This window comes from Nonomuraea sp. NPDC050733 (genome assembly GCF_040654215.1).
GTDB lineage: Bacteria > Actinomycetota > Actinomycetes > Streptosporangiales > Streptosporangiaceae > Nonomuraea.
The window spans coordinates 61030-76731 of the sequence record NZ_JBFAHO010000017.1 but is presented as its reverse complement, the minus strand read 5'-3'; the positions used below and the strand labels follow the sequence as shown (position 1 = coordinate 76731).

The following is a 15702-nucleotide window of genomic DNA, read 5'->3' as shown; positions in this document are numbered from 1 at the left end:
AGCCCCGGCAGAGAACTAACGCAAGCGACTTCGCGTTAAGGTGGATCCATGCAACCCGCACGACGCCCGGGAGGCCGCAGCGCCAAGGTGCGCGCGGCCGTGCACCAGGCGGTCATCGACCTGCTGCGCGAGGAGGATTGGGACAAGCTGGGCATCGCCCAGGTGGCCGAGCGCTCAGGCGTGCACCAGGCGACGATCTACCGGCGCTGGGGCACGCTTTCCGCGCTGGTGGACGACGCGGTGACCGAGCAGCTCTCGCAAGGTTCCCCGATGCCGGACACGGGGTCTCTGCGCGGGGACCTGGAGGAGTACGCGGTGCGGCTGGCAGGCGACGTGGCAGGGCCACTCGGGCCGCTGTACGTGCGCGCGGCCCAAGTCGGCACGCGCGACAAGGACTACGTGACGTACATGATGGAACGCGGGATGCAGCTGGAAGGCGTGCTGGAGCGGGCCCGGCAGCGCGGGGAGAACGCCCCCGACCTGCTGGAGGTGCTGGACGTGATCGTCGCCCCGGTCTACTACCACGCGATCTTCTTCAACCGGCCGGTCGGAGCCGAGCACGCGGTGATGCTGGCGGACAGGCTGCTCAGACTCAGGGGCTCGCCGGGGGAGTAGGGGCGCGACGCCGACAGGGCCCGCCCTCGCCCGCCAGGTGGCCGCCGTGTCGGCGAATCCCGGCGGGCGAGCGAACAGCCGCGTGCGAGTCAGGCGACGGCCAGGACGAGCTTGCCGCGGGTGTGGCCCTCCTCGCCGCGCCGGTGCGCCTCGGCGGCCTGTTCGAGCGGGAGGACGGCCTCCACCTCGATCGCCGCCTCGCCCCGGTCGATGAGGCCGGCGACGTGGGCCAGCCCCGGCCCGTCGGGCTCGACCAGGAACGGGGTCGCGCGGACACCCGCCGCCCGGGCCCGCTCCACCAGCTCGGGGGAGACCCCCGACGGGACCGCCACCAGCAGGCCGCCGGGGCGCAGCACGCCCAGCGACCTCGTGCTCGTGTGGTCGTGCCCGTCGCCCACCAGGTCGATGACCACGTCCACGTCGGACACCACGTCCTCGAAGCGGGTGGTGGTGTAGTCGATCGTCTCCTCGGCGCCGAGCTTGCGCAGCCACTCGTGCCTGGCGGCGCTCGCGGTCGTGAAGACGTGCGCCCCCAGGTGGCGGGCGAACTGCACGGCCAGGTGGCCGACGCCGCCCGCACCGGCGTGGACGAGCACCCGCTGCCCCGCCTGAACGCCGGCGGTGTCGGTCAGGGCCTGCCAGGCGGTCAGAGCCGCCAGCGGTACGGCGGCCGCCCGCAGGTGGTCCAGCGTCGCGGGCTTGCGGGCGAAGTGGCGGGCCGGGGCGGTGACGTACTCGGCGTAGGCGCCAGCCGCGCGCGGGAACCACGGCATCCCGTACACCTCGTCGCCCGGCTTCCAGACGGTCACGCCGAACCCGACCTCCTCGACCACCCCGGAGACGTCCCAGCCCAGGACGAACGGCGGCTGGCCGAGCACCCCCGCCATCCCGCCGCCGGAGCGGGTCTTCCAGTCCACCGGGTTGACCCCGGCGGCGTGCACCCGTACCAGGACCTCGGTGGGCAGCGGTTCGGGGCGGGGGACGCGGACCGGCTCCAGCACCTCGGGGCCGCCGAACGCGGACTGGCTGATCGCTCGCATGGTGGGCGTCGACATGCTGCTTCTCCTCACTTGTTGGGCTTGGTGCGACGATCCCGGACGCTATCCGCCAGGTGGTAGTAACCCGCAAGGAGTATTACTATCTGTTGGGTAGTACGAGAGGAGCCCCAGCCCGTGATCCTGAGATGCCCCACCGGGGAGCACGACCGCCACGACGTCTACTCCGCGCTCTGCCCCTGCCGCGACGTGCTGGATCTGCTGTCCAACAAGTGGTCCACGCTGGCGATCGGCGCCCTGGAGGATGGTCCGCAGCGCTTCGGGGAGCTGCAACGGCAGCTTCAGGGCGTCAGCCCCAAGGTGCTGACGCAGACGCTGCGGCGGCTGGAGGAGGCGGGCTTCGTGGACCGCACCGTCTACCCCGCCGTGCCGCTGCACGTGGAGTACGCGCTGACCGAGCTGGGCCGCAGCGTGACCGTGCCGCTCGGGATGCTGCGCTCCTGGGTGGAGCAGCACCTGCACGAGATCCCCGCTCTGTCGTAGGGATGCGGTGGCGTTCGCGCCGACGCCGGCGAAGAGGACACGCCGGCCGGGCGCTCGGCGGGTCTGCTGGGCGAGCAGCCTCGGCGAAGGCCGTGGTGAGCGGGCCGCTCGATCAGTCCTCCTCGGCCGCGTGACGCGACGGATCGGCGGGCCAGTTCTCCAGCATGATGTGGAGGCCGTCGAGGGCTCGCTCCCAGGACCTCCGCACCTCGCGGGAGTGGCTGAATCCGCCGTTGGCCTCCAGGGTGATGTAGCCATGGAAGGCGCTGCGCATCAGGCGGCCCGCGTCGGTCAGGTCGGGCTCGGCCAGCTTGTACGCGCGCAGCATCGCATGGGTCAGCTCGATCGTGCGGACGTAGGCGGTGGAGCAGGCGAGCACGGCCGGGTCCACCCGGACCGCCTGGGTCGCCGTGTAACGACCGGGGTGGGCCAGCGCGTAGTCCCGGTAGGCGTTGGCGAACGCCACCATGGCCTCCTTGCCGGACCGGCCCGCGACCGCCGCGGCGATGCGGTCGGCCAGCTCTCCCGCGGCCAGCATCGCGACCCGTTCCCGCAGGTCCTGGAGGTTCTTGAGGTGTGCGTACAGGCTCGCGTCCTTGACCCCGAAGTGCCGCGCCAGCGCGGAGACGGTGATGTTCTCGAACCCGACGGCGTCCGCCAGGTCCGCGGCCGCCTCCGTCACGCGCTCCGCCGTCAGTCCCGCACGAGCCATCGCCACCTCCACGCTTTCCTAGGAGTATTAGGTAGTTGCATAATGCTCCTAGGCATTGTAGCGTTCCGCGCCATGAAACCAGCCAGTGAGCAGGAAATCCGTACGTCGTTCGTCAACTGCTCCAAGGGAGAGGCCCAGCGCCTGCCACTGCCACGGCACCTGACCGAGCAGCCCTGGGACGACCTTGACTTCCTCGGGTGGCGCGACTCCGGCGCGCCCGATCGCGCCTACCTCGTCACCGAGCGCGGCGGCGCCGTCGTCGGCGTGGCCCTTCGCCTGGCCGCCCAGCAGCGCGGGCACCTCCACCGCGGCATGTGCTCCCTGTGCCTGACCACGCACCCCGGCAGCGGCGTCTCCCTGATGACCGCCCGGCGAGCGGGCCAGGCCGGCCGGGACAGCAACTCGGTCGGCGTGTACGTGTGCTCCGACCTCGCCTGCTCCCTGTACGTGCGCGGCAGGAAGATCCCGGAGCCGGGCGGACGGCTGGAGGAGACCTTGACGGTGGAGGAGCAGGTCGATCGCACCAGGGCCAAGCTGTCGGCGTTCCTCGACAAGGTCATGACGTGACCGGGGACCGCGCACCGGCGCCCGGCAACACGGCGCGACCGTCGACGACCCATCGAGAGAAGGAGATCACCGTGCAGCACAGCGGATGGGCCGACGAACGGTTCGGAGCGGTCGCCGACGCGTTCGCCCGGAACTTCGCCGACCACGACGAACTCGGCGCGGCCGTCACCGTGTTCGTCGGCGGGCGCAAGGCCGTGGAGTTGTGGGGCGGAGTCGCCGACGGGCGCACCGGCCGGCCGTGGACGAAGGACACGGTCGTCCCGGTCTTCTCCTGCGCCAAGGGCCTCGTCAGCGTCTGCGCCCACCTCCTCGCGCAGGAGGGACGCCTGGACCTCGACGCCCCGGTGAGCAGGTACTGGCCCGAGTTCGCGCGGCACGGCAAGGAGGCCGTCACCTGTCGCATGGTCCTCGGCCACCGGGCCGGGCTGCCCGCCCTCGACCCGGTGCTCGGCTTCGAGGAGATCGCCGCCTGGACGCCGGTCATCCACGCCATCGAGCAGCAGGAGCCGCTGTGGGAGCCGGACACGGCGTACGAGTACCACGGCCACGTCTTCGGCTTCCTCATCGGTGAGGTCATCCGGCGCGTCACCGGCCTCACCCCCGGCGCGTACTTCCGCCGCGCCGTGGGGGAGCCACTGGGACTACGGGCCTGGATCGGACTGCCCGCCGAGGAGATGGACGGCCGCGCCCGGCTCACCGAGGCCGAAGGGCGGCCGCCCATGCCAGGACCCGAGCACCTGCTCACCCGCATCGTGACCATGAACGGGGCCCTGGTCTTCCCCGGCCTCGACGAGCCGCACGGCTGGAACGATCCGGCGCTGCTCGGCATGGAGCTGCCCGGAGCGGGTGCCACGGCGTCGGCGAGCGGCCTCGCCGGGCTGTACGCGGCGGCCGCCACCGGCGTCGAGGGTCACGAGCGGCTGCTCACGCCGGACAGCGTGACGGACGCGGTCCGCGAGGTCTCCTCCGGAACAGGGTGGCTGGGCTTCGACGCCGGGGCGCGCTGGGGCTCCGGCTTCCTCCTCGACTCGGCGTTCCGGCCGATGCTGGGGCAGCGCAGCTTCGGCAACGACGGAGCGGGCGGCCAGTTCGCCTTCGGTGACGACGAGTTCGGGGTGGGGTTCGCGTACGTCGCCAACCGCATGATCGGCCACGGCGACGCCCGCGCCGGCCGCCTGGTCGCGGCCCTGCGGACCTGCCTGACCGGCGGCTGAAGCCCGGGTGCCAGGTCAGGCGGCCGGCGGGATGTCGTGGGCCGTGGCGACCCGGGTGAGCGCCTCGCGCAGCGCGCCCAGGTGCTCCGGGCCGAGGATGCCGAGCAGGTCGGCGTCCAGCAGATCCAGCGTCCGGCGTGTCAGCCGGGCGCGGCCCGCCGATGGGGCCAGGAGCCCTTCGGGCCCGTGAGCAATGAACGGGTGCGCGACGGCGCCGAGGGGGGCAGCTCGGACAGGATGTCGGCGAGCGAGACCCCGGCCAGGCTGCCGCGCCACGCGCGGTGCGCCTCGGCCATCTTGGCGGCGAGGACGCAGGCGCCCAGGCAATCCTCGGCCGGCAGCGCGCCGCGCCCCTGCCGGCGGATCTCGCGGCACTCGTACGGCGAGGACGCGCCGTCGACCGCCTCCACGATCTGCAGCAACGTGATCTCCCCGGGCGCCCGGGCGAGCCGGAAGCCGCCCCGCGGCCCCGTCGTGGCCGACAGCACGCCCGCCTTCACGAGCGACTGGAGCTGCTTGGCGAGGTAGGGAGCCGGGAGGTCGTAGTACTCCGCGAGCTGGGCGGCCGACGCGGTGGCTCCCGGCTCCAACTGGGCCAGCGAGGTGGCGCAGTGCAACAGCCATTCGGTGCTCACGGGCAGTTTCACGATCACCACCATATCGCGGATATTGAGGATCTGTTTAGTCCGAGATATGGTCTCGGGGTACTGAGAAGAAGGAGAGACCGTCATGCGTATCGCCGTGGCAGGCGCGACCGGCGCCATCGGCTCCCTGACCGTGGCCGCCCTCGAACGGGGCGGGCACGACGTCGTCCGCATCAGCCGCTCGCTCGGCGTTGACCTGCTGACCGGTGACGGCCTGGACGACGCCCTGGCCGGCGTCGAGGCGGTGGTGGACGCCACCAACGGCCCGGCCACCGATGTGGAGGAGACGGTGGCGTACTTCCGCGCCACCACCCGTAACCTGCTCGCCGCCGGCGAGCGGGTCGGCGTCCGTCACCATGTGCTGCTGTCGATCGTCGGCATCGACCGGGTCGAGGGCAACGCCCACTACGCCGGCAAGCGGGAGCAGGAGCGCCTGGTGGCCGCGGGGCCGGTGCCGTGGACGATCGTCCCGGCCACGCAGTTCCACGACTTCGCCGAGATGGTGGCCGGTTGGACCGAGCGGGACGGCGTCGCGACGATCGCGCCGCTGCTCGTGCAGCCGATCGCGCCGGCCGACGTGGCCGAGATCCTGGCCGAGGTCGCCGTGGGGGAGCCGCAGGGGCGCCACGCCGACGTCGCCGGCCCCGAGCCGCAGGATTTCGTCGACATGGCCCGGCGTACGCTGCGGGCGCGCGGCCGTGAGGTGAAGCTCGTGCCGACGTGGTCGGGGCTGTTCGGCCCGGGGATGGCCGGCAACGTGCTGCTGCCCGGGGAGAACGCGCGGATCGCGCCGACCACGTTCGACGCGTGGCTCGAGGAGCAGCGGGTGCGGTGACGACTCAGGAACCCCCCGTCAGGAAGTGGGTGACGGTGTCGCGGAGGATGGCGGCCTGCCGGTGCCGGAGCGTCGGGTGGTCCGGCTCGATCAGCGTGTCCGCGCCGAGCGGCACCGCGGACGGTACACGGGCGAGCGCCGCCAGATCGGCCACCACCGGATCGGCCGGGCCGGGGGTGTGGGGAGGGAAGGACATGTACGGGCTCCTTGGTGGTCTTGGTCGGGCTCAGCCGGCGAGGGCGCCTCGGAGGAACTCGAGGATCTCCGCCCGCGCGGCCTTCGCCTGCGGCACCACGCCCGGCATGCTGAGGAACGCGTGCGTCGCCCCGGGATGTTCGGTGAGCCGCGCGGGCGTCCCGGCCGCTCGCAGTCGTTCGGCGTAGCGGCGGCCGTGGTCGGCCAGCGGGTCGACGGTCGGCACCACGACGAGCGCCGGGGCCAGCCCGCTCAGGTCGTCGGCGTGCAGCGGCGACAGCGCACGAGGGTCGGTTCCGGGGGGTACGGCGAACCGGTGGAACAGCCGCATCTGCGTCATGGTGAGGGTCGGGCTCTGGGCGTGCCGGCGGATCGAGGCGTGGTCGAACATCGTCGGGGTCAGGTCGACGGCGGGGTTGGCCAGCACCTGCGCCCGCAGGAGCAGGCCGGCCGCCCTGGCCCGGATCGCCGCCAGGGCGCTGATCAACGAGCCGGTGCTCTCGCCGAACACGGCGATCCGCGCCGGGTCGGCCCCCCACTGCGCGGGGTGCCGCACCACGTGCTGGAGCACGTCCCAGCCGTCGTCGACGGCCGCCGACAGCGGCGTCTCGGAGTCGAGGAGGCGGTGCTCGACCGAGACGACGACCGCGGGCAGCCGCGCGGCGAGATGGCTGTTCACCCAGTCGCTCTGCGCCGCCGTGCCCACGAACCCGCCACCGTGCACGTGGAGCACGAGCGGCAGACCGGCCGGGTCGGGGCCCCCGCCGTCATGCCCGCGCGAGGGCCGGTACACCCGGACCCGGAGGGCGCGGCCGGGCAGCGCCACCTCCTGCCACCGGATCGTGGCGCCGCGATCCGGGAACCCGGTGATCACCCGTACCAGGCGGGACGCCCGCTTGCGGTTCTCGGCGTCGCGGAAGGCGACCAGATCCTCGGTCGTCATCGCCGACCAGTCCGGCTCCTTGCCCAGGGCATGCAGCACCCGGATGCCCAGCGGCGGTCGCTCCGCATCGGTGACCTTGCTCATATGTCCTCCTCGTCCGTCTAGTTTCGCTACTTCAAGTATCGATACCGAGAGTAGCGTAACGCGTTATCGTGTGACCATGACCCGAGCGACCGCATCCGCCAGGCCACCCGGCCGCCCGCGCTCCGGCGTCAACGCCGTGATCTTCGCCGCGACGTTGAGCACGGTCCACGAGCTCGGCTACGCGCGTGCCACCGTCGACCGCATCGCCGCCGCGGCCGGCGTCGCGAAGACGACGATCTACCGGCGCTGGCCGTCCAAGGGTGCGCTGATCACGGACTGCCTCCTTGACGCGTTCGGCCCGCTGCCGCTGGAGGGCGCCGATCGAGCCGAGCTCATGTCCTCGGCCGTTCACTGGATCGCGGCGAAGATCAGCGAGCCGGGAGTAGGGGACGCGTTCGCCGGCGTGTTCAGCGACGCCGTCAGCGATCCGGCCCTGCGCACAATCCTGTCCGCGCGGTTGCAGGACCCGTACCGGCTCGCGCTCCAGGACGCGCTCGGCGAGCCGGAGCACCGGGTCCTGTTCTTCATCGACGTCGTCGTCGGAACGTTGCTCCACCGGATGGGCATGACCGGCGAGCCGATGGCCGACGCCGACGTCACCGCACTGGTCGAGATGGTCCTGCCGCACTTCGCCGACGGCGCCGGCCCGGCCTGACGTTCGGGGGCGCCGCGGACCGAGGTGGGAAGAGCGGTTCGTTCAAGACCGCACAGGCGCCCTGGCGCGAGTGTGCTCGTATGACCGAACGGACCTACACTCCCGCGCTGGGACGCTTCGCGCCCACGCGTTTCTACGACCCCGTCGTCGTCCTGACCCGCGAGCGGCTGTGGCGTTCGCTGGCCGTCATGCACGTCGCGCCACGGCCGGAGGATGTGATCGTCGATGTGGGATGCGGCACCGGGTCCACGGCGCTGTTGCTGAACCGCACCGAGCCGCGGGCGCGGGTGGTGGCGGTGGACCCGGATCGGGGCGCGCTGGAGATCGCCCGGCGCAAGGCCGCAGCCGTCGGGGCGACAGTGCGGTGGGAGGCCGGCATGGGCGACGCGCTGCCGCAGATCGTGGGCGCAGGTGTGGCGGACACGGCGGTGTCCAGCCTGGTGTTGCACCAATGCCCGCTGGGGACGAAGCAGGCCATACTGGCTTCGATGCACGCGGTGCTGCGGCCGGGCGGGAAACTGGTCATCGCCGATTACGGGTTGCAGCGCACCCGGCTGATGCGTCTGGGGTTCCGGCTGGTGCAGGCCGCCGACGGCGTCGAGGACACTCAGCCGAACGCCGAGGGTGTGGTGCCGACGTTGATGGCCGAAGCCGGTTTCGGCGGTGTGCGGGAGGCCGAGGTGGTGTCAACGCTCACCGGCTCGATCTCGGTCTACGTCGCCTTCCGCGGCTGACCTGCCGCGACCGGCCCGCGCAGCACCGGCAGCAGGACCGCCGGGGTCAGGCCCATCATCTCGCGCGTCCAGCGCGTCAGATGGGCCTGGTCGGCGAAACCGCTCATGGCCGCTGCCTCTGCCAGTGTCCGCCCCGCCCGCAACGCCTCCACCGCCCGGCGCAGCCGGGCCCAGACCCGCCACCGTGCCAGCGGCATGCCCAACTGGCTGTGCGCCAGAGCGCGCAGCCGTTGCGATGACAGACCTACCCGCACGGCCAGGTCCTGCATCGAGCCGGAGCCGTCCACCAGTGCGTCCATCGCCGCGAGCAGCCGGGGATCGAGCTCACCGGACGGTCGCGCGCCGGCGCGGCGAACGTCGTCGTCACTGAGCCGGCGCAGTTCGGGGGCCGCGCCGATCCCGGGACCGTAGCGCTCGCGCAACCGGTCGGCGTACGCGCACTGCGGTTCGACGAAGAAGACACGCAGGTCCGTCGTCGCCAGCATCCGATGCCGCACCATGGGCGGCACGACGAGCGCCACGGCGCGGTGGCAGGTCTCGGAGGAGTCCACCATGCCCACGTCGCCCTCGATCGCGACGGCGATCTGGAAGGCGGCGTGACGATGGAAGGCGGTGTCCCACGACGGCCCCTGGTAGAGGGCATAGCCATGACCGACATCGAAACGCGGCATCGTCCCATCCAGGTGAGGGCACCCGTGGTGGTGCGATACGCAGTATCAGGCTGCGAGCACCTCCGTTCAACGCGCCTGCCCGGCGTGGATCGCGGTGAAGGCCAGCAGGACAGTGGCGGTGCGCGGCGGGTCCTCCAGGATGGGCGAGTGCCCGAGACCGGGCAACATCTCGACTTTCACCCCCGAAACGACGCCGTAGTCGGCGGCCGACGAGGATCGCCATCTGCGGTCGTCCTGACCGAAGATCACCAGTAGCGGCTTGCCGAGGGCCTTCAGCCGATCCGGGAGCGACTGCTGCTCCAGGTACTCGCGGGTGGCCTGCATGGTGGCGGTGAGCGTGTGGAAGGTCATGCAGCGCACCTCGTCCAGGAGCTCTTGTGGGAGCCGGTAACCGGCGCGGCTGAAACCGGTGCTCGCGAACTGGCGGAGCTGCTCGTCGGTCGGCGGCCACTGCGAGGGGCTGATCGCGGCGGACTGCGGAGCGATGAAGGCGTCCAGGCTGGGGCCGGTGTTGATGAGCGCGAGCGCGGTCACCAGGTCGGGGCGCTGTTCGGCGAGGGCGGTGGCGACCGCGCCGCCGCTGGAGTGGCCGACGACCACGGCGTGCTCGACGCCCAGCCGGTCCAAGGCCACGGCGACCCGGCGTGCCTGGTCGGGCAGCGCGTAGCGACGGCCGGCCGGCTTGGGCGACCGGCCGTGTCCGAGCAGGTCGACCCGGACGACGCGATGGGATCCGGTCAGCATCGGGACGATCGAGTCCCATGAGCGGGCCGAGGACGCGGATCCGTGGATGAGCAGGAGTGCGGGGGCGTCGCGGGGGCCGTCCTGGCACACGTGAATGTCGTCGTCGTCCAGGGGCAGGGCCGAGCCCGCGACGGGCTGCGCCTCATGAGATGTCATGAGTTCACTGTCGCGGTGGGTGCGGGCCGGTGGATTGGATGAATGTTCCCCGCGGCCTTGACGGCGGACAGGTCGAACTCAAGCGTGATCCTGTCGGAGACCATCACACCGCCGGTCTCCGGCACGGCGCAGGTGGTCGTCACGCATCTGGTTGCCGGCCACGTCGAGCACCACGCGGAGCCAGGTCCTGCTCGACCACTCGACCGAGCGGGACCAGCCTGCTGATCGGACGTGGCGATCCCAGGGGATGACGAGCACGATGAGATCTCCGCGCGCTCCCGGTGCGAGGCCGCCACGAAGGAGCGGCGGGAGCCTAGCCCTGCGGGAGGTCCCTGACGAAGATGATCCCGTCGGTGTCGACCAGGTGGGCGGGGTCCAGCGGAAAGTAGCCGAACCAGGGGGATTCGCGAGGGGCGGGCCGCGCGTCGGTGAGGGCGGCGGCCAGCCGGCGGGGGTCGACGAGGCAACGGTCCTCCGGGAGCGCGTACAGGAGCCCCTCGACGGTGTCCGGGGACGGGGCGCCCACTCCCCGGTGCGGGATCGTGCCGAGCGCCGTGGCCACGAACGCGTACTCCTCGCCCAGGTGAGCGCGGACGAGCGCGCCGGCGCTCCACCACTCCAGCGGCAGGTCGCCGAGTCGCATCGTGCTCTTGTCCCGCTGGAGATGGCGGTTGTGGGCGTGGACCAGCGCCGGGCCCCGCTCGGCGACGGCGAGGAGGTTGGCGGCCATCATCGAATCCCGCAGCGCGCACAGCCGCGCCACGCGGCTCGGTGACGTGTCGGACATCCAGAAGTGGTAACGCAGCAGGCCGGTGGCGGTGCGCCCGTACAGGCGTGCCCGGTCCCAGGCGTCCCGCGAGGACGCCGCGATCAGGTGCGGCGTCTGTACGTCGAGCAGCGCCACCAGATCGTCGGCGAGCAGCCGCAGCTCCCGGGCCTCGGCCGACCGCCCCACGGACCGGGACGGGTCCATCAGTGCGGCCGGATCGGTCCACCGATCGTCGGCGCCGAGCAGGCGATCGAGCGTTTCCGCGGCGCAGGGCAGCAGGTCCGCGTCCCCCCAGGCCGCGAGGTAGCCGTGGAGCGCGGTGAGGGCCTGCCGGGGGCTCGCGACGCCGGTCAGCTCAAGCGGGCCGTCGAAGCCGGCGAAGCGCAGCAGCTCGGACGCGGGCCGGCCGTCGTTGTACGCGCGCATCCAGCGTACGAGCTCGCGGTTGGCCGCGGACGCGCCCCACCCATGGCTGAACCCGCGCTCCATGACCTCGTCGAGGGTGCCCGTGCCCGAGGTGACGTAGTCGTCCACGACCAGGCCCATCATGCAGTCGCTCTCGACCGCGATCGACCGGTGGCCCTCCTGCTCGACGAGCTGCCGGAAGAGCTCGTTGCGCAGGTCGAGCAGAATGTCCTCGCCGTGGGTGGGCTCGCCCAGGGCGAGCAGTCGCGGCCGGGCCGGGAGCAGCCTCATGACGGCGGCGGCCTCCACGGCATGGACGGCGTCCTCGATTCCAGTGACCATGCCATAAACGGTATCGTTGACCCCAACGTTGATACTTTCTCGCGGCATCGGCAGGCTCATGGGACGTAACCTTCAAAGCGGCGAGCGGCTCAGGCCGGTTGACCTGGCGCGCGGGCACGGTCTGTCCACGCAGGCGATCAGGAACTACGAGGAAGCCGGCATCCTTCCGGCCGCCGAACGCACCCCCCACGGCTACCGCACCTACACGCCGCTGCACGCGCAGGCCCTGCGCGCGTTCCTCGCCCTCGTGCCCGGACACGGCCACCGTACGGCCACGTCGATCATGCAGGCGGTCAACCGGGATGACACGGAGGACGCGCTGCGGCTCATCGACGAGAGCCACGCCCAGCTTCTCGACGACCGCCGCACCCTTCAGGCCGTCGAAGCCGCGCTCCGCGACCTCGCGCCCGTGCCCACGGAACGCGGCGACACCTTCGTCGGCCCGCTGGCGAGAAGGCTCGGCATCCGCCCGGCCACCCTGCGCAAATGGGAACGCGCCGGCCTGGTCCACCCGCGCCGCGACCCGCAGACGGGCTACCGGGTCTACAGCGCGGCCGACGTACGCGACGCCCGGCTGGCCCACCAGCTCAGAAGGGGCGGCTACCTCCTGGAGCAGATCGCCCCGCTGATCGCCCAGGTCCACTCCGCCGGAGGCGTCGCGCCGCTGGAGTCGACGCTGCGCGACTGGCACGCCCGCCTCTCGGCCAGGAGCCGCGCCATGCTCACGGGCGCCGCCGCGCTGGACGCCTACCTCGACTGCCGACCGGCCTCGGTGAGGTGACCTCCTCAACCTCCCGGCTACCACGTGCTGCAGTCCACGCGCCCGCAGACTCTCGCGTACGCGCTGACCGACTCACCCGTCGGCCGGCTGGCCTGAATCGCCGAGAAGTTCACCGAATGGAGCGATCCGGCCTCCAGCATCAGCGACGATCGCGTGCGCCCGCTACGCCAGAACCGCACACAGGCAACAGTGCCACCGGACCGGGTCGCGTGAGCCGACGGCGGTTCCGGCCTTTCCTTACCGATCATGGACTGGGTCGTCTGTTTGAATGAATCATGACCGCGCGCTATGAAGGCCATGCCGAGTGGTACGACAGCTACGTCGAGTCCGGTGCGGCCGCCAACGTCGACTGGATAGCCGATCTTCTCGGTCCAGGAGAAGGCTTATGCCTGGACATCGACTGTGGCACCGGCCTGTACCTCGACACCATCCGATCGACCGGCCGAACCGTCGTCGGTCTCGACCGTTCAGCCGATCAGCTTCGTCGGGCCCGCCAGAGGGACCGCGCTCCGCTCCTCCGGAGCGACGCGTTGGCGCTCCCGTTCGCCGCGGACACCTTCGGCACGGTGACCGCGCTGTGGGTCTCCACCGATATTGGCGACTTCGCCGGGCTGCTGAAGGAGGCGGCGCGCGTGCTGCTTCCGGGTGGATTGCTGTTGTTCTACGGTGTGCATCCCTGTTTCAACGGCCCGCACATCGAGGTTCGTGAGGACGGAGCGGTGGTCATCCATCCCACCTACCGGATCAAGGGCTGGCACGAGCGGTCGCCGTGGTGGCGTGCAGGCGGAATCCGGGAGCGCGTGGGGATGAGCCACGTGCCGCTGCCCGACTTGATCAACGCGTTCATCGACGCCGAGCTGAGCATCGATCGGGTGTACGAACCGCGCGAACACCCCATCCCGACCGTGCTGGCGGTGAAGGCGTTTCGCCGAAGCCGGGCCGAGGCTTAGGACGCCGCCTCCGGCCCCGGCCGGCCACACCGTGATCCGCCCCGACCTGCGCGGTTACGGATCGCGGCCGTCGTCGTCGGCGATCGCCGCCTCGTACGCGCGCAGGGTGTCGATGAACAGGCGTCGCTCGGGGGGCGTCAGGGGTTCGAGGGCGCGCCGCCAGGCCGCCGCTCCCGGTGCCAGCCAGCCGGCGATGGCGGGCCGCTGGGCGTCGGTGATGCTGACGATGCCGCGGCGCCGGTCGGCCTCGTCCTCCCGTCGCTCCAGGACGCCCTTGCGGCTCAGCTCGCCCACCATGAGGCTGAACGTCGTAGGAGCGACCTCCAGGCGCGCGGCCAGGTCGTTCACGGTCATGGGCCCGTCGAACAGCAGGTACGACAGCAGCGAGAGGTGCCGCGGCGCCAGCGCGAGGGACCGCAGCTCCTCGGGGACCTGGATCCGCTTGGCGCGCCCCACCATGCGCGGCATGAACAGCAACATCGCCCGGTATGTCGTACTCGATGAACGGAGACATACCATGCCGCACTTCCACGTGCAGATCCGCGAGGAGGCGCTCGACGGTGACGTGGAGCCCAGGCTCATCCGGGCGCTGACCGACGTGGTCGGTGCCGTGTTCGGCGAGCGGCTGCGGTCGCTCGCCGTCGTGGACCTGTTCGGCATCCCGCAGCGCCGCTGGGGGATCGGCGGCGAGCCGGCGGAGGAGACGGCGCCGGTCGTGACGCTGAACCTCCGCGAGGGGGCGTTCACCGTTCCCGGGCTCGGTGACGTCCCCGCCCGGCTGATCGCCGCCATCACCGACGCCCTCACGGAAGTCTTCGGTGAGGGCGTGCGGCCACGCGCGACCGTGCTCCTCGTGGGCGTCCCCGCGGGGCGCTCGGGAGTCGCCGGCGAACCGGTCTGACCGCCGGGAGAGTCAGGCGCCCGGCCGGTAGCGGGGCGCGGGGTTCAGGAGGCGAGGCCCGCCGTGTCGCGGGACCGGCCGCGGACCATGTCGGTCGCGGCGACCGCGGCGAGGACCAGCGCGGCGACGACCGTCAGCACCAGCGGCGGCACGAGACCGGGCGCGAGCGCCACGAGCAGCCCGGCCGCCGCCAGCACGCCGATCCCGGCGCCGCGGTTGGCCGGCACCCGCCCGAACACGGCCTTCTGGAACAGCGCGTGCCCCGCCAGGAACAGCGCCGGACCGCCCAGCACCGTGAGGGCCGTGCCGGCGGAGACCCCGTCGAGCGGGTGCGCGATCACCAGCTCGTCGCCCACGGCCGCCACGATGATCCCGGCGACCATGGGGATGTGGATGTAGGTGTACGCGGACCTGCCGAGCCGCCCGGTGTCGCCGGACTGGGCGATGGCCTCGGCCGCCGCCTCGGCGGTCTGGTGGAAGTACACCCACCACGTCGCCACGCTGCCGAGGAACGCGACGGTGAACGCGGCGACCGTGGCGGTGCTCAGGTGCGGATGCTCGGCCAGCGTCACCCCGGTCACCAGCACCGACTCGCCCAGCGCGATGATGACGAAGAGCTGGCAGCGCTCGGCCATGTGGGCGCCGTCGATCGTCCAGTCGGCAGTCGTCACGCCGCCGAGGATCGGCATGCGATAGCCGAGCCACGGCGCCGCGTACTCCACGAGCAGGGCGGCCGTCCACAGAACCGCCTGGGCCGTCCCGCCGAGCGCGGCGCCCGCGATCCAGAGCACCGCGCTGACCGCGTGGTAGGCCAGGACCAGCCGGAACGTCCGCCCGATCGGGAACGCGCGTGCCGCCACCGTCACCACGATCGTCCGGCCCACCTGGAGCGCCACGTAGGCGCCGGCGAACCACCATGCCCGCGGGCCGAACGCCTGCGGCAGCGCCGCCGCCATGACCAGCCCGGCGAGCATGGCCCCGGTCAGTGTCAGCCGCAGGATCGGGTGGTCGGGGTCGCAGTAGTTCGTGGTCCAGGTGGTGTACATCCAGGCCCACCACACGGCCAGCGTCAGCAGCAGCGTCTGCGCCGCCCCGGCCGCGTCGAGGTGGTTGAGGAGGAGGTGGGAGAGCTGGGTGATGGCGAACACGTACACAAGGTCGAAGAACAGCTCGACCGGCATGACCCGGGCTGCCTCGCCGCGGGGGCGAAGGATCGGCGCTGGCACTGGTTTCCTCCACATTCGCGC

Annotated in this window: 20 protein-coding genes; 10 read left to right on the top strand and 10 right to left on the bottom strand. The window is 72.0% G+C overall.

Going from position 1 to position 15702, the window contains the following annotated elements; translation table 11 throughout:
• The first annotated feature begins 48 nt into the window (after positions 1–48).
• The gene (locus tag AB0H64_RS25210) at positions 49–615 is read left to right on the top strand and encodes a TetR/AcrR family transcriptional regulator C-terminal ligand-binding domain-containing protein (RefSeq protein WP_357628832.1); all 567 of its coding nucleotides are present in this window, start codon (positions 49–51) and stop codon (positions 613–615) included.
• 89 nt (positions 616–704) lie between these two features.
• Here the strand turns inward: AB0H64_RS25210 and AB0H64_RS25205 are convergent, their stop codons facing one another.
• Positions 705–1670: an NADP-dependent oxidoreductase gene (locus AB0H64_RS25205; RefSeq protein ID WP_357628829.1), complete on the bottom strand. Its 966-nt coding sequence runs from the start codon at positions 1668–1670 to the stop codon at positions 705–707.
• A 117-nt stretch (positions 1671–1787) separates the two neighbouring features.
• Here AB0H64_RS25205 and AB0H64_RS25200 point away from each other — a divergent pair, with 117 nt between their 5' ends.
• A complete protein-coding gene (locus AB0H64_RS25200; protein ID WP_310711295.1) occupies positions 1788–2153 on the top strand; it encodes a helix-turn-helix domain-containing protein in 366 nt (121 codons plus the stop codon).
• Positions 2154–2265: 112 nt separating this feature from the next.
• On the opposite strand, the gene AB0H64_RS25195 is transcribed toward AB0H64_RS25200, so the two are convergent.
• Complete coding sequence (locus AB0H64_RS25195) at positions 2266–2865, bottom strand: WHG domain-containing protein (RefSeq protein WP_357628826.1); 600 nt, start codon at positions 2863–2865, stop codon at positions 2266–2268.
• A gap of 72 nt (positions 2866–2937) precedes the next feature.
• Between AB0H64_RS25195 and AB0H64_RS25190 the strand changes: the two genes are divergently transcribed.
• Together AB0H64_RS25190 and AB0H64_RS25185 are read left to right on the top strand one after the other, a co-directional pair.
• Entirely contained in the window at positions 2938–3432 is a 495-nt protein-coding gene (locus AB0H64_RS25190; protein WP_357628823.1) for an FBP domain-containing protein, read from the top strand.
• Between the two features lie 71 nt (positions 3433–3503).
• Entirely contained in the window at positions 3504–4646 is a 1143-nt protein-coding gene (locus AB0H64_RS25185) for a serine hydrolase domain-containing protein (RefSeq protein ID WP_357628820.1), read from the top strand.
• Positions 4647–4786: 140 nt separating this feature from the next.
• Here AB0H64_RS25185 and AB0H64_RS25180 read toward each other — a convergent pair whose 3' ends face one another.
• Positions 4787–5293: an Rrf2 family transcriptional regulator gene (locus tag AB0H64_RS25180; protein ID WP_357628818.1), complete on the bottom strand. Its 507-nt coding sequence runs from the start codon at positions 5291–5293 to the stop codon at positions 4787–4789.
• 82 nt (positions 5294–5375) lie between these two features.
• On the opposite strand from AB0H64_RS25180, the gene AB0H64_RS25175 reads away from it, so the two are divergent.
• Positions 5376–6125: an NAD(P)H-binding protein gene (locus tag AB0H64_RS25175; RefSeq protein ID WP_357628815.1), complete on the top strand. Its 750-nt coding sequence runs from the start codon at positions 5376–5378 to the stop codon at positions 6123–6125.
• Between the two features lie 4 nt (positions 6126–6129).
• On the opposite strand, the gene AB0H64_RS25170 is transcribed toward AB0H64_RS25175, so the two are convergent.
• On the bottom strand, positions 6130–6321 hold the full coding sequence (locus tag AB0H64_RS25170) for a hypothetical protein (RefSeq protein ID WP_357628812.1): 192 nt from the start codon (positions 6319–6321) through the stop codon (positions 6130–6132).
• Positions 6322–6351: 30 nt separating this feature from the next.
• On the bottom strand, positions 6352–7347 hold the full coding sequence (locus AB0H64_RS25165) for an alpha/beta hydrolase (RefSeq protein ID WP_357628809.1): 996 nt from the start codon (positions 7345–7347) through the stop codon (positions 6352–6354).
• A 76-nt stretch (positions 7348–7423) separates the two neighbouring features.
• Between AB0H64_RS25165 and AB0H64_RS25160 the strand changes: the two genes are divergently transcribed.
• Together AB0H64_RS25160 and AB0H64_RS25155 are read left to right on the top strand one after the other, a co-directional pair.
• Entirely contained in the window at positions 7424–8002 is a 579-nt protein-coding gene (locus AB0H64_RS25160; RefSeq protein ID WP_357628806.1) for a TetR/AcrR family transcriptional regulator, read from the top strand.
• Positions 8003–8082: 80 nt separating this feature from the next.
• Complete coding sequence (locus AB0H64_RS25155; protein WP_357628803.1) at positions 8083–8736, top strand: class I SAM-dependent methyltransferase; 654 nt, start codon at positions 8083–8085, stop codon at positions 8734–8736.
• Here the strand turns inward: AB0H64_RS25155 and AB0H64_RS25150 are convergent.
• From AB0H64_RS25150 to AB0H64_RS25140, 3 genes are all read right to left on the bottom strand, one after another.
• Positions 8715–9407 carry an AraC family transcriptional regulator gene (locus tag AB0H64_RS25150; RefSeq protein WP_357628801.1) on the bottom strand — a complete coding sequence of 231 codons (693 nt, stop codon included), beginning with the start codon at positions 9405–9407 and terminating at the stop codon, positions 8715–8717. The two genes, AB0H64_RS25155 and AB0H64_RS25150, sit on opposite strands and share 22 nt — an antisense overlap.
• A 66-nt stretch (positions 9408–9473) precedes the next feature.
• Complete coding sequence (locus AB0H64_RS25145) at positions 9474–10307, bottom strand: alpha/beta hydrolase (RefSeq protein WP_357628798.1); 834 nt, start codon at positions 10305–10307, stop codon at positions 9474–9476.
• 313 nt (positions 10308–10620) lie between these two features.
• Complete coding sequence (locus AB0H64_RS25140; RefSeq protein WP_357628796.1) at positions 10621–11823, bottom strand: erythromycin esterase family protein; 1203 nt, start codon at positions 11821–11823, stop codon at positions 10621–10623.
• Positions 11824–11881: 58 nt separating this feature from the next.
• On the opposite strand from AB0H64_RS25140, the gene AB0H64_RS25135 reads away from it, so the two are divergent.
• Together AB0H64_RS25135 and AB0H64_RS25130 are read left to right on the top strand one after the other, a co-directional pair.
• Positions 11882–12604: a TioE family transcriptional regulator gene (locus AB0H64_RS25135; protein WP_357628793.1), complete on the top strand. Its 723-nt coding sequence runs from the start codon at positions 11882–11884 to the stop codon at positions 12602–12604.
• 275 nt (positions 12605–12879) lie between these two features.
• Positions 12880–13554: a class I SAM-dependent methyltransferase gene (locus AB0H64_RS25130; protein ID WP_357628790.1), complete on the top strand. Its 675-nt coding sequence runs from the start codon at positions 12880–12882 to the stop codon at positions 13552–13554.
• 54 nt (positions 13555–13608) lie between these two features.
• On the opposite strand, the gene AB0H64_RS25125 is transcribed toward AB0H64_RS25130, so the two are convergent.
• Positions 13609–14022, bottom strand: coding sequence for a MarR family winged helix-turn-helix transcriptional regulator (locus AB0H64_RS25125; RefSeq protein WP_357628787.1), 414 nt, complete (start codon positions 14020–14022; stop codon positions 13609–13611).
• A gap of 49 nt (positions 14023–14071) precedes the next feature.
• On the opposite strand from AB0H64_RS25125, the gene AB0H64_RS25120 reads away from it, so the two are divergent.
• The gene (locus AB0H64_RS25120) at positions 14072–14455 is read left to right on the top strand and encodes a hypothetical protein (RefSeq protein WP_357628784.1); all 384 of its coding nucleotides are present in this window, start codon (positions 14072–14074) and stop codon (positions 14453–14455) included.
• A 44-nt stretch (positions 14456–14499) separates the two neighbouring features.
• Here AB0H64_RS25120 and AB0H64_RS25115 read toward each other — a convergent pair whose 3' ends face one another.
• On the bottom strand, positions 14500–15636 hold the full coding sequence (locus AB0H64_RS25115) for a low temperature requirement protein A (RefSeq protein WP_357628781.1): 1137 nt from the start codon (positions 15634–15636) through the stop codon (positions 14500–14502).
• Between the last annotated feature and the right edge of the window lie 66 nt (positions 15637–15702).